Source organism: Bacillus mycoides (genome assembly GCF_018742245.1).
In the GTDB taxonomy this organism is placed as follows: Bacteria; Bacillota; Bacilli; order Bacillales; family Bacillaceae_G; genus Bacillus_A; species Bacillus_A cereus_U.
Window position 1 is genome coordinate 4,577,164 of sequence record NZ_CP036132.1, and the last position, 12,524, is coordinate 4,589,687.

Sequence of the window (12,524 nt, forward strand, 5' to 3'; positions counted from 1 at the left end):
ATCCTCTACATCAAACAAAACTACAAGAAAAGAGGAGGCCGTTCTCCGTTCTCCCCTTTTCCTATCAGTAGCACTCTATTCTATTATAAACGATTCATAATATCTTCTTTAATAGTAAGTAACTTTTGTTCACTATTTTGTAAGGAATCATCTTGTACACCAAAGTAGAATTTAATTTTCGGCTCTGTTCCAGATGGACGTAAGCAGAACCAAGAACCATCTTCTAATTGATATTTTAACACATTTGATTTCGGCAAGTGAATCTCTTCCTTATTTCCATCTTGTAACGTTGTAATGATGCTTTCCTTATAATCCTCAACTGCAACGACTGTTAAACCAGCTACTTCTTTCGGAGGATTCCCGCGGAATGTTGCCATCATCTTTTGAATCTGTTCGGCACCATCTTTTCCTTTTAACGTTAACGATACAAGGTCCTCACGGAAGAACCCATACTTCTTAAATACTTCTAACAGACCATCATATAACGTTTTACCTTGTGATTTGTAGTACGCAGCTACTTCACATGCAAATAGGACAGATTGAACCGCATCTTTATCACGGCAGAATGGACGGATTAAATACCCATAGCTTTCCTCATAACCGAATTGGAATTCATATTGTCCGCTTTCTTCATACTGTCTAATTTTTTCACCGATAAATTTAAATCCAGTTAACGTATCAACTGTATCTAAACCGTATGCTTTTGCGATTGTACGGCCAATTTCAGACGTTACGATTGTTTTTAAAACAACACCGTTTTCTGGAAGCGTTCCGTTTTCCTTCTTTTGTGATAATAAGTAATCAAGCATCAACGCACCTGTTTGGTTACCAGTTAATACTTGGAACTCACCATCATGATTGCGAACTGCTACACCTAGACGATCTGCATCAGGATCTGTTGCGATTAACACATCAGCGCCTACTTTTTCACCGTCGCGAATTGCATACTCAAACGCTGCATGCTCTTCTGGGTTTGGTGATTTTACTGTAGAGAAGTTTGGATCTGGTAACTCTTGCTCTTTTACAACTGTTACATCTGTAAATCCAACTTCTTCTAAACCACGACGTACCGAAATATTTGATGTTCCATGTAATGGTGTAAAGACGATTTTTAAATCTTTTCCTACTTCTTTCACCATCTCTTTATTAATAATGACATTGTTCAATTCTGCCGCATATGCATCATCTACTTCTTGTCCAATTATATGTAATAACCCGTCAGCTTTTAATTGCTCAACATCAGCAACTTCAACTGTTAATTCATTTTCTACTGCATTTACGTAGCTAATTAACTCATCAGCTTCTTTTGGAGGCAACTGCCCACCATCCTCACCATATACTTTATAACCGTTATATTCGGGCGGATTATGGCTTGCCGTAAGAACGATTCCACTTACTGTATGTAAATGACGAACTGCGAAAGAAAGCACTGGCGTTGGACGTAAGCTTTCAAATACATATGTTGTAATACCTTGTGCACCAAGAGTAGCAGCTACTTCCATTGCAAATTCAGGTGATTTATGACGAGAATCATACGCGACAACAACACCACGTTTTTTCGCGTCTTCACCTAATTTTTCAATAAACCTAGCTAATCCTTTTGTTGCTTTACGAACTGTATATACATTTAAACGGTTCGTACCAGCACCAAGTTCACCACGCATACCACCTGTGCCGAACTCTAGATTTTTATAAAAGCTATCCTCGATTTTCTTCTCATCTTGCTTCATGTTTTCTAGCTGTTCTTTTAATTCTACATCTAATTCTGCATATGAAAGCCAGCGACTAAATTCTTGTTTCCAATTCATACTTCCATCTCCTCTAGCCTGTCGTATCTTCATTATATGAAAAAAACAACCTGCATCTCAATATTTTTTAAAATCTAACAGGATTTTACTATAAATATTTGTATACACTATGGTTAAATACTCCACCAAAGGGAATGAGGATTATGCAAGAATGGGGCTTGTCAGAAGAGCTCAAAATAAAAACAAAGCAGATGATTGAAATTGCTGAAAAAGAATTATCAAACATGAAGCATGCAATCGATAAAGAAGATGAATGTATTTTATGTAAAATGGAAGATATTCATCATATGTTAACAAATGTACAGACGTTAGCAGCTACATATTATATTCAAGCATATTTATCACCTTATACGGAAAGTTCACATTTCATCACTACAGCTGTCCAACATTTAAGCGCTCGAAAACACGGTGCTCTTATTATCGTGGAACGAAGTGAAGCTCTTGATTCTTTCATTCAAACTGGAACGACATTAAACGCACACTTAACCGCGCCACTACTTGAATCGATCTTTTATCCAGGGAACCCTCTTCATGACGGAGCCGTTCTCATTAAAAATAATCATATTCTCTCAGCAGCTAATATTCTCCCATTAACAAAAAGCACAGAAATCAATCCTGAGCTAGGAACACGTCACAGGGCTGCAATTGGCTTATCAGAGAAAAGTGATTCACTTATATTAGTTGTCTCTGAAGAAACTGGTCGTACTTCATTCGCTTTAAATGGGACGTTATATACGATTTCTTTATAGAATACCTATAAAATAAAAAAAGCTGTTCCGGAAAGGTTCATTATGTAATGACCTTTCCAGACAGTTTTTTTTGCATTCTTTATTCTTCTCCGAAACGCTCAACAAGTGTTGCAAGTGTACGCACCATTGCACCTGTTGCCCCGGCCGGTCCTAAATCATGTGTTCCTGTTGTTTCAGATGTTCCAGCGATGTCTAAGTGTACCCATGGTGTTTCTTCTGCAAATTCACCAAGGAATGTCCCAGCCATAACCGCATGTCCTTCACGGCCTGGTGAGTTATTTAAGTCAGCAAATTTACTGTTTTTGACACGTTCTTTATCACGTTCAAAAATCGGCAATTGCCAAATTGGCTCATCCGTTTCCATAGAAGCCTCTAACACTTGTTCAAACAATTCTTCATTATTTGTCATTGCACCTGTTGTATGATTTCCAAGTGCAACAATTACACCGCCTGTTAATGTTGCAACATCAACTAAGTAATTTGCACCAAGTTTCTTCGCATACGTAATACCGTCAGCTAACGCTAGGCGACCTTCTGCATCTGTATTTAATACTTCAATTGTTTTTCCGCTCATAGATGTAATAACATCATCTGGCTTAAATGCTGTACCACTTACAACGTTGTCAGTTGATGGAATAACAGCAATTACATTTTGCTCTGGGCGAAGTTCACCGATGATCTCCATCGCGCCAAGAACAGCTGCAGCGCCGCCCATATCACCTTTCATACCAACCATGCCTTCACGTGGTTTTAAAGAATAGCCGCCAGTATCATATGTAATCCCTTTTCCAACAAATCCAATTACATCTTTCCACTCTTCTTTTCCTTTATAAATAAGAGCGATCATTTTTGGCGGTTCAGTAGATCCTTGGTTTACTGCAAGTAATGCACCCATACCAAGCTCTTCCATCTCTTCTTTCTCAAGAACCTTATAATCCATATCGTATTTTTCCGCTAATTCAACTGCATACTCAGCAAGCTTTGTCGCTGTTAATACATTTGGCGGCATATTTACAAGTGTACGAGCTGAATTCGTTGCACGTCCATGTACGTATCCTACCGTTAATGCTGCTTCAATTTCTTGTGCATCTTCTGCTGTAATAGCAATCAGTTTTTCTAACTCTACTCTTTCTTTTTCATCCGTTTTATATGTTTGTAATCCGTATGTACCAAGGCAATATACTTCCGTTGCAATATGAGCTACATCAATCGCATCTAATTTCTCTGTTACGAAAGAATCAAGTAAGATTGCTGCGTCTTTTACTTTTGCTGATTGTAACGATTTAAAAGCTTTACTAAGAGCCGCACGTAACGTTTCTGTTGTATATGACTCTTTCTTACCTAAACCAACAAAATAATAACGTTTAACATTTGTTTTTCCTAAGCTATGTACTTTTGAAATGGCTTTCTTCTTAGTTGAAAGTTCTTTTTCTTCTAATAAAACTTGTAATTGTCCTTCAAACGCTTTATCCAGTTCTTGTACAAAGCTACTCGTTTTATCTTCTTCAAATAAGGCAACAATTACCGCCTCATGACTTGCTAATTCTTTTTGTACTTGAAACATGTTCAGACCCCCTAAATTTCTCTATGTCCATTATAACTTTATTTTCGATAAAATGCGATAATTCGGACTTCTGTTTTGTATTTAATTCTCTGAATACTATTTTTTAAAAATAGTAAAAAGGGTACTTTAGAAACCCTATCTAAAGTACCCTTTTATTAAAAATACGTTTTATTATAAAGAATAGTTCGAGACTGCAAAATGATAAAAATATAGCATACTTTCAAAATTATTTATAATTATTAATATTAATATTAAACATAAAGCAACTACTTTTACACGTCTTATCACTTTAAAACCATATGCCAATAATAGCGGTATTGTAAACAGCATATGTGCACCATATATAAATGCTTCAGATGACCCAAAACCAATAATTCCGTGTAAAACGATATTAAATAATAAACATAAACTTAAAAATCTTACGAAAGGTTCTTTTATAAAGTTTTTCCATACAACTACCAATATAAAAGCATACACAGATACAATCACAATCCAACCAGTCATAGTATGCGATGGGAGCATATTTAATTGCGCAAATTGCTCACCTTGTCTTAAAGTAACCTCCGAGAATGGTCCAAAGATGAATGAAGATCCTAATAATAGATGAAATATTAATATACCTGATGGCTTAACGTATTCTGGTGAAAAATTCTGTTCTTGCGCAGCAAAGCCCATACTAGCCTTTACTGCTTCGATAAGAACTACATTATTTGCGTTCATTACTAATACAAACAGGACCACGACAATAACAATCGAAATACCAGTCCAAATAATTTTTTTCTGCAGTTTCTTATAACTCATCACACTACCTAAAAACCAGATAAACGAATTGGTTAATGTAACCCCTGTTATTCCTATTGCCAACAATACATTCGCAATACTAAATCCTATTTTCGCTTCTTTTTTCCCTGTAATAAATGGATAGCATACAAAGCACATAAGTACTAATGTGAAATTTGCATAGCTAAAAGATTCTGGTGTCCACGTAATAACTAACATAGTAGCTGAAAATCCATACATGACCGCTAGTAAAAAAGAAACAAGCGTATTCTTACAAATTTTACAGCATAATGTATAAATCATCACTACACTGAGCGCGCTTAAGAACGCTTGAATGAATATAATACCATGTATAATATTCCCTACTTTCACTGTCTCCAATATCCACATAAACCCTTGAATAAAATAATAAAGGAATGGATGTCGGAACCAGGTCACCGCTGTTATATCTACTTTTTCAAGGAAAAAGGAGATAATATAATATCCTTGATCAAAAGAAAAATAGGTATCAACCACCCACTCTTCAATAAAAAGCTTAGAGTGAGTATCCATTTTCCAGCCAATAAAAAAATAAAATGCCCAGTAAAAAACGAAAAGGACAAGGGCTAATATTCCCTTTCCTTTATAACCATTCCAAATATTCAATACTTCTTCTCCTTTCTAAGGTAAAAATACCATAATTAAATGTGCTACATACCCAATAACTGTTCCTAACATCAATCCACCAAAAATCTCATGCCAATGATGTCCTTGGCGCTCTCTTAATTTCTCTTCTTCCGAACTAATATGTTTATTCAACATTTTTGCATGTTTACCAACCGTACGTCGAAGTCCTGTGGCATCAATGATAACAATCGTTAAAATTGCCATCCCAATCCCAAACATCGGTGTATTAAAACCTTCGTGAAACCCTATTGTCATGACCATACTTGATAAAATCGTTGTATGTGTACTAGGAAATCCACCGTTTCCAACTAAACGAAAAGCATCTTTTCCAGAACGAAGATAATTCACTAAAAATTTCAATACTCCCGAAGCCACCCAAGCTATAAATGGAAGTACACAATATAAATATGTTCCCATTGCTTTACCTCCTATGATTTTGCGATAAATAGAATTCCAACCACTATACATACCATTCCAGCAATTTTCATGAAATTGATAGTTTCACCAAACAATAGTGCTGACGCAATAATAACAAATACATATCCGAAGCTCACCATTGGATATGCATAACTTAGATCAACCTTTCTCAGTACAATCATCCATAATAATGCACTTAAACCGTAAAAAGCTAATCCAAAAAAGTTTGGTAAATTAACAAAATTCATAATACCTAAAGCCGCTGAACTTTGCGATTTCATTGCACCAAACTTTAATAAAATTTGTCCTACAACTCCCATACCAACTGATAAGATAATCATTAAAAATTGTTGCATCTCTATACTCCTTAACTGTTTTTATTCCAAATAAAAAACGTTTAAGACACTCTTCTTAAACGTTTTAACAAACCCGAATAGAGTAATTAAAAGTTCAATAGTATAATAATAACTGTTATCGCGTATAACAACACCGTTATTAAAATATGCTGATCCTCTAATAAAACTTTATCAGGTTCTCCACCTTTATCTTCCATGTGAACTAAATATAAATAACGAAAGATCCCGTAAATTACAAATGGGATTGTCCACATTAAATAGATACTTTTCCCTGCATTAAAAGTAAAAATAGCATAAGTAACGATTGTTGCTGATGTAACAATTGTACTTAATTGATCTAATAAAGCAGGAGAGTAACTTTCTAATACTTTTCTATGAGAACCTTTATTAGCCTGTAACAACACTAATTCATGTCTTCTTTTATTAATAGCCAAGAATAGTGACAGTAATAATGTGCATAATAAAAACCATGGTGTAAATGGCACTTGAATGACTAATCCCCCGGCTAACGCTCGTAAAACAAATCCAGATGCGATAATTAAAATATCAATTATTACAACATGCTTTAGACGAATTGAATACGCTACATTTAAAGTGAAATATACAGCTAACACTAAACACAATAATGGGTTTAATACATATGAAACTACTAAAGATGCTACTAAAATCACACAACCTGCCGTAATAGCAAAATACGGATTTAATGCACCTGATGCCATCGGTCGGTATCGTTTAACAGGGTGTTGTCGATCCGCCTCAATATCCATAAAATCATTTAAAATATACACACAACCAGATATCGCACAAAATAGCGCAAAACAAATTGTAGCTTGTGCCACCATAGTTAAAGATACTTGTTTTATAGAAAAGACTAGCGCTGCAAATACAAGCAAGTTTTTAGTCCATTGCTTCGGGCGTAACTGTTTAAAAAACAATACAACTATATTCTGTTGAGATAAAGTTCCTTCTCTCATAATAATAAGAGAGCTTCTATTTCTTTCACTCTCTTCCGTCCCTCCCTATTCAATTGTTATTTCCTTCTAGTACAGGAAAGATTATAACATATAAACTTAACATTGAAAATCAGCTATTAAATACCGATAATAAAGGGCTCTCCTCTATATTAATATTTCTCAAAAATACAGGAGGAAGCCCTATCGATTATATATTCTATTTTAAATATTGTCCGCGAAACACTTGCATCGTTTCGTCTTGATTTAACATCGTTAACTCTTCTTCCGAAAACTTACCATTTCCTATTTTCACTATATACACATTTACTTTTTTCTTACCCCATTGGCTATAAACATCTTTCACCGTATCATAATATAAATCGAGACGATTTCCTTTTATAGCACCGCCCTTATCAGCTACAACACCATATCCGTAACCTGGCACGAATAGAATTGTCCCAAGCGGGAATACGCGCAAGTCAGCAGCGATTGTGGAATATAAATCCCTTTTTGCTTTAACACCTGAATATGTAATGCCATACTCTGGATGCCCCGGTCTCTTTCCAGTTGACTCTATACCTGATGTATAACCAGTTGCAGTCATTTCTATAACACGATATTTAGACCAGTCATTTGCCTGCTCTAAAGCATTTATCACTTCTTTACTCGGAGCAACTTTTTTCTCAATTTCTGCTGCATGTACTTCTTTTGCACTTGTTTCTTCATATGATTTTATAATCTCCAATAAAGAAACTCCTGTGAAAGCCTTCCATGTTACGCATAATGCGAATGCAAGTAAACAAGTCATCATAATGCGAATACAATATCGTTTTAACATTTTTATATTCCACACTCCTTCATCGTTAATCATTCCCTATACGATGAAGGAATATGCAAAAAAATAATCTCCAAATTGATTGGAGATTAAAACATTTGATATCCACTTTTCCGAAGTTTCTTAATTATGATTCCTGCTAAAGCAGCACCTACTAATCCAGTAGATAGAATAAACACATCTGCGTGTCCTAAATGCGATACACTCGTCCCAAATGAAGAAAATGTTTCTTTTGGCTTTGAAAAATAGTCCCATACACTCGCTTTATTAATAATAAGCATACAAATAATCGGATACACAATAACCATTACCCACGTAGCTCGCAAAATCATGTTGAGCAAAAATCCAATTCCAAAAAATAAAATAAAGAACAACATCATTGAAATAAGTAGTACCGGTATACTCACTTCTTCTCCCTCTCCTTCGCATACGCCGTAAACACATGATAAGCCGTATAACCAAATTGCTCTCCTGGATTTAATGTTTTGTCCATTTCAAAATGCGACTCTGCTCTTCCTTCTAATAAATATTTGATGAGTACAGAAGTATTTTGATCATCTGCAATATTTTCTGGATGTAAAAAAGCTACTTCCGACAATTCTTTCTCCTGTACGATAATGTCTTCTCCCTCTGGCTCTAGAAGAAAAATAATCATATTATCACTAATTTCATTATGAATAACACCTGAGCGAATACCAATAATCCCCTTTACATGAGAAACAATTCCTGTTTCTTCCAAAATCTCACGTTTCACAGCTTCATCAACAGTCTCACCTTCATTAACAAAACCAGCTGGTAAAGACCATTGCCCTTTCAATCCACCGTATTTTTTCTTAACGAATAGCCATCTCCCATCTTTTGTAGCTACTAAGCCACTGACAGCTAACCACACTTTCCCTCGCTTCCCCATAATATAACCTCCTCCACCAAACGAACAGAATATTCTTTCTTTTTTATATATTATACTATATTTTCAATACGAAAAAAGCAGAAACAGCTCATAGCCGTTTCTGCTTTTTCTACTATATATTAAAAGAACTTCAATTTACCTTTTTTAAGAACTAATAAAGGTCCGCCTAGTAAGAATAAGTAACGGTTGTCGATTACTTTCTTCATGAATGAAGCTTTCCAACCTGTTAACTTTTTACCCATAACAACGCCCATTGCATCGTCATGACCTAATGAACATACAGATCCTTTATTATCAAATGCGAACTTTTTCATTTCACCTTTACCGCGAACTAACACAGTTAAATTGTGTGCAATGTTATAACCTTCTTGAATTGCAATCTGTGCTGTTGGTGGGTATGGACGGTTAATCTCCTCATTGATGATTAACGCTGCGTCACCAACCATGAATACATCTTCATGACCCGGAGCGTGCATGTACTCATCCACTTTAATACGTCCGCGCATTGCTTCAAATCCAGACTCTTCCACAATACCGTTACCACGAACACCTGCAGCCCAAACTACAGTTTCAGATTTAAGAAGTTCAGCATCATCACCGTTTGCAACGATAATACCTTCTTCAGTTGCTTCCTTAATTGCTGTACCTATGCGGAATTCTACACCTTTTTTCTCAAGTTGTTTTACAGCGTACTCAACTAATGCTGGATCGAAACCAGGAAGTGCTGTTGGAGCAGCTTCTACACAGATGATACGTGCTTTTTCACGTGGAACATCGTACTCTTTGCAAAGTTCAGGAATACGGTTTGCAAGCTCACCTACGTACTCGATACCAGTAAATCCAGCACCACCAACAACGATTGTTACTAACTCATCACGTTTTTCAGTCGCATATTGAGCGAACTTTTCTTCCATATGCTCACGAATTTGACGAGTTGCATTAATGTTAGTGATTGAGAATGCATGCTCTTTTAACCCTTTAATTCCGAACGTTTCTGATTCGAAACCAAGACCGATTACTAAGTAATCATACTCTAATTCACCATTTTTTAAGATAATACGTTTTTCAGCAGCTTTAATCTCTACTACTGTATCTTGTACAAAGTTCACTTTATTTGTATCGATAACGTCTTGAATATCTAGACAGATTTTATCATCTTGTAATGTACCAGCTGCACTCTCATGTAACCAAGTTGCTTGGTAGTGATAGCTATTGTTGTTTACTAACGTAATTTCAGCTTCACTTACAGATAATGTTTTTTGCAGACGAACAGTCGTAATCATCCCGCCATAACCTGCACCTAAAACTACGATTTTTGGAGTCTTCACTAAATCACAACCCTTTTCTTTATATAATAGTAATAAAAAATAATACCAAGTACTAAAAACTCTATTTGTCAAGAATGTGGAATTTATCACATTCTATATCATAACAAAACGCAGTCAAAAAATCGTACGAAATTTGTCATAGAAATTTAACATAATACTTCCCTATATTAGTCGGTTTCATTCCATAATTCAAGCACCTAGAGAATTATCAATATTTTAAAATAACATAGCGTTTTCAAGGGTTTTTCAGCCTTTTTTTCATGTATTTTCCTTTCGCTATATTTTATACGATTCTAAAACATCTATGCGCAAACTTACTTATTATTCAGTCGTTTTCAGAAGTATTATTAACTGAAATATGCTATCATTTATTTGAATGTGTCATCATTTGCAGGATTTTCATGTACATATGAACAATATATGAAATCAATATTAAAATTCCATCATCTATAGGGGGAATGAAAATGACAGAAAATCAAAAAGTTTACGACATAACAATTATTGGTGGTGGCCCAACAGGACTATTCACTGCATTTTATGGCGGAATGAGACAAGCAAGTGTAAAAATTATTGAAAGCTTACCTCAACTTGGCGGGCAATTATCCGCATTATATCCCGAAAAATATATTTATGATGTAGCTGGGTTCCCAAAAGTGCGCGCACAAGAGTTAGTTGATAACTTAAAAGAACAAATGAAAAAGTTCGATCCAACTGTTTGCTTAGAAGAAGCTGTTGATACGCTTGAAAAACAAGCTGACGGTATATTTAAACTTGTTACAAATAAACAAACTCACTACTCTAAATCTGTCATTATTACTGCTGGCAATGGTGCTTTCCAACCACGCCGCTTAGAATTAGAAGGCACAGCAAAATACGAAAAGAAAAACTTACATTATTTCGTTGATGATATGAATAAATTTGCTGGAAAACGCGTCGTAGTATTTGGCGGCGGTGACTCAGCAGTAGACTGGACAATGATGTTAGAACCGATTGCGGACAAAGTTACAATTGTTCATCGCCGTGATAAATTCCGTGCACATGAACATAGCGTAGAAAGCTTAATGAATTCCCGTGCAGAAGTAAGCACACCGTATGTTCCAGTTGAACTCATCGGTGATGACACGATTGAACAAGTTGTTCTTCAGCACGTAAAAACAGAAGAAAAAGTTATCCTTGATGTTGATGACGTAATCGTAAACTACGGCTTCGTGTCTTCGCTTGGTCCAATTAAAAACTGGGGCTTAGATATTCAAAAGAACAGCATCCTCGTGAACTCAAAAATGGAAACAAATATTCCTGGCATTTACGCTGCTGGTGACATTTGTACATATGAAGGAAAAGTAAAACTCATTGCTTGCGGCTTTGGTGAAGCACCGACAGCAGTAAACAATGCAAAAGCTTACTTCGATCCAAACGCAAAACTTCAACCAATGCACAGCTCAAGTATGTTTTAATATAGAAATGAAAAGAACTCTTTTTACATGAAAGGAGTTCTTTTCACACTCTCTCCTTTTCCTAACTAAAATACATTCCAATTTTATAAAAAAACACTACTTCCTTCCAAAATATGTTACAATAAAAACAGAACATACGTTTCATTTAATAAAGGGAGGTTTTATTAATGAAAGAACCTATTCTCGTAAAAAAAGAAGCTTTCCAAGCAATCGGTGTCTCTATTACAACTACAAACGAAAAAGAAGCATCGACTGAAGGAAGGATTCCAATGCTTTGGAATCGCTACTTTCAAGAACAAATCATGCATCAAATTCCAAATCAACAAACAAAAGAAACATTCGCCTTCTATTCAAACTACGAATCAGATGAAACTGGTACGTATCAATTTACGATTGGTATGCCCGTTTCTTCATTAGAAGACGTTCCTGAAAATATGACAACTTTAACAATCCCTGCTACTACGTATGCGGTATTTACAACGAGAAAGGGACCAGTTTCTGAAGTCGTTTGCGAGGCTTGGGAATATATTTGGCAATGGTCGAAAGAAAACAAACGTGCCTTTACAACAGATTTCGAACTGTATGATGAAAAAGTAACAGATCCAAATAACGTACAATTGAATATTTATATTGCATTAGCCTAAAACATTAAAAAGAAGATGCCCTTGGTATCTTCTTTTTTTGTCGTGAAATAGCCACTGTGC

At 35.5% G+C, this 12,524-nt stretch carries 13 protein-coding genes; 3 read left to right on the forward strand and 10 right to left on the reverse strand.

The window, feature by feature from the left end; all coding sequences use genetic code 11:
• Positions 1-83: 83 nt before the first annotated feature.
• Positions 84-1,808: a phospho-sugar mutase gene (locus EXW56_RS23600; protein WP_002198982.1), complete on the reverse strand. Its 1,725-nt coding sequence runs from the start codon at positions 1,806-1,808 to the stop codon at positions 84-86.
• 143 nt (positions 1,809-1,951) lie between these two features.
• Here EXW56_RS23600 and cdaS point away from each other — a divergent pair, with 143 nt between their 5' ends.
• On the forward strand, positions 1,952-2,557 hold the full coding sequence (cdaS, locus tag EXW56_RS23605; protein WP_033714044.1) for a sporulation-specific diadenylate cyclase CdaS: 606 nt from the start codon (positions 1,952-1,954) through the stop codon (positions 2,555-2,557).
• Between the two features lie 79 nt (positions 2,558-2,636).
• Here the strand turns inward: cdaS and pepA are convergent, their stop codons facing one another.
• The 9 genes from pepA to EXW56_RS23650 form a co-directional block, all read right to left on the reverse strand.
• Entirely contained in the window at positions 2,637-4,121 is a 1,485-nt protein-coding gene (gene pepA, locus EXW56_RS23610) for a cytosol aminopeptidase (protein ID WP_002112593.1), read from the reverse strand.
• Positions 4,122-4,292: 171 nt separating this feature from the next.
• Positions 4,293-5,546 carry a DUF6080 domain-containing protein gene (locus tag EXW56_RS23615; protein ID WP_002198980.1) on the reverse strand — a complete coding sequence of 418 codons (1,254 nt, stop codon included), beginning with the start codon at positions 5,544-5,546 and terminating at the stop codon, positions 4,293-4,295.
• Between the two features lie 15 nt (positions 5,547-5,561).
• Entirely contained in the window at positions 5,562-5,984 is a 423-nt protein-coding gene (locus tag EXW56_RS23620; RefSeq protein WP_033714045.1) for a divergent PAP2 family protein, read from the reverse strand.
• A gap of 11 nt (positions 5,985-5,995) precedes the next feature.
• Positions 5,996-6,340: an EamA family transporter gene (locus EXW56_RS23625; protein WP_002112598.1), complete on the reverse strand. Its 345-nt coding sequence runs from the start codon at positions 6,338-6,340 to the stop codon at positions 5,996-5,998.
• An 86-nt stretch (positions 6,341-6,426) separates the two neighbouring features.
• Positions 6,427-7,314 carry a decaprenyl-phosphate phosphoribosyltransferase gene (locus EXW56_RS23630; RefSeq protein ID WP_002198979.1) on the reverse strand — a complete coding sequence of 296 codons (888 nt, stop codon included), beginning with the start codon at positions 7,312-7,314 and terminating at the stop codon, positions 6,427-6,429.
• 196 nt (positions 7,315-7,510) lie between these two features.
• Entirely contained in the window at positions 7,511-8,131 is a 621-nt protein-coding gene (locus tag EXW56_RS23635; protein ID WP_002112600.1) for a 3D domain-containing protein, read from the reverse strand.
• Between the two features lie 86 nt (positions 8,132-8,217).
• Positions 8,218-8,535 (reverse strand): YuiB family protein, encoded by a 318-nt coding sequence (locus tag EXW56_RS23640; RefSeq protein ID WP_002089308.1) that lies wholly within the window; start codon positions 8,533-8,535, stop codon positions 8,218-8,220.
• Positions 8,532-9,038 (reverse strand): NUDIX hydrolase, encoded by a 507-nt coding sequence (locus EXW56_RS23645; RefSeq protein ID WP_002198978.1) that lies wholly within the window; start codon positions 9,036-9,038, stop codon positions 8,532-8,534. The genes EXW56_RS23640 and EXW56_RS23645 overlap by 4 nt, the downstream gene beginning before the upstream one ends.
• 119 nt (positions 9,039-9,157) lie before the next feature.
• Entirely contained in the window at positions 9,158-10,366 is a 1,209-nt protein-coding gene (locus EXW56_RS23650; RefSeq protein WP_002112603.1) for an NAD(P)/FAD-dependent oxidoreductase, read from the reverse strand.
• A gap of 464 nt (positions 10,367-10,830) precedes the next feature.
• Between EXW56_RS23650 and EXW56_RS23655 the strand changes: the two genes are divergently transcribed.
• Both EXW56_RS23655 and EXW56_RS23660 read left to right on the forward strand, forming a co-directional pair.
• Entirely contained in the window at positions 10,831-11,820 is a 990-nt protein-coding gene (locus EXW56_RS23655; RefSeq protein WP_002160030.1) for an NAD(P)/FAD-dependent oxidoreductase, read from the forward strand.
• A gap of 167 nt (positions 11,821-11,987) precedes the next feature.
• Positions 11,988-12,464 carry a GyrI-like domain-containing protein gene (locus tag EXW56_RS23660; protein WP_002198977.1) on the forward strand — a complete coding sequence of 159 codons (477 nt, stop codon included), beginning with the start codon at positions 11,988-11,990 and terminating at the stop codon, positions 12,462-12,464.
• Positions 12,465-12,524: the final 60 nt, after the last annotated feature.

Coding starts and splice junctions, on each gene's coding strand:
- EXW56_RS23660 (WP_002198977.1), top strand. CDS start 11,988: ATGAAAGAACCTATTCTCGTAAAAAAAGAAGCTTTCCAAGCAATCGGT.
- EXW56_RS23620 (WP_033714045.1), bottom strand. CDS start 5,984: ATGGGAACATATTTATATTGTGTACTTCCATTTATAGCTTGGGTGGCT.
- pepA (WP_002112593.1), bottom strand. CDS start 4,121: ATGTTTCAAGTACAAAAAGAATTAGCAAGTCATGAGGCGGTAATTGTT.
- EXW56_RS23630 (WP_002198979.1), bottom strand. CDS start 7,314: ATGAGAGAAGGAACTTTATCTCAACAGAATATAGTTGTATTGTTTTTT.
- EXW56_RS23635 (WP_002112600.1), bottom strand. CDS start 8,131: ATGTTAAAACGATATTGTATTCGCATTATGATGACTTGTTTACTTGCA.
- EXW56_RS23625 (WP_002112598.1), bottom strand. CDS start 6,340: ATGCAACAATTTTTAATGATTATCTTATCAGTTGGTATGGGAGTTGTA.
- EXW56_RS23645 (WP_002198978.1), bottom strand. CDS start 9,038: ATGGGGAAGCGAGGGAAAGTGTGGTTAGCTGTCAGTGGCTTAGTAGCT.
- EXW56_RS23655 (WP_002160030.1), top strand. CDS start 10,831: ATGACAGAAAATCAAAAAGTTTACGACATAACAATTATTGGTGGTGGC.
- cdaS (WP_033714044.1), top strand. CDS start 1,952: ATGCAAGAATGGGGCTTGTCAGAAGAGCTCAAAATAAAAACAAAGCAG.
- EXW56_RS23600 (WP_002198982.1), bottom strand. CDS start 1,808: ATGAATTGGAAACAAGAATTTAGTCGCTGGCTTTCATATGCAGAATTA.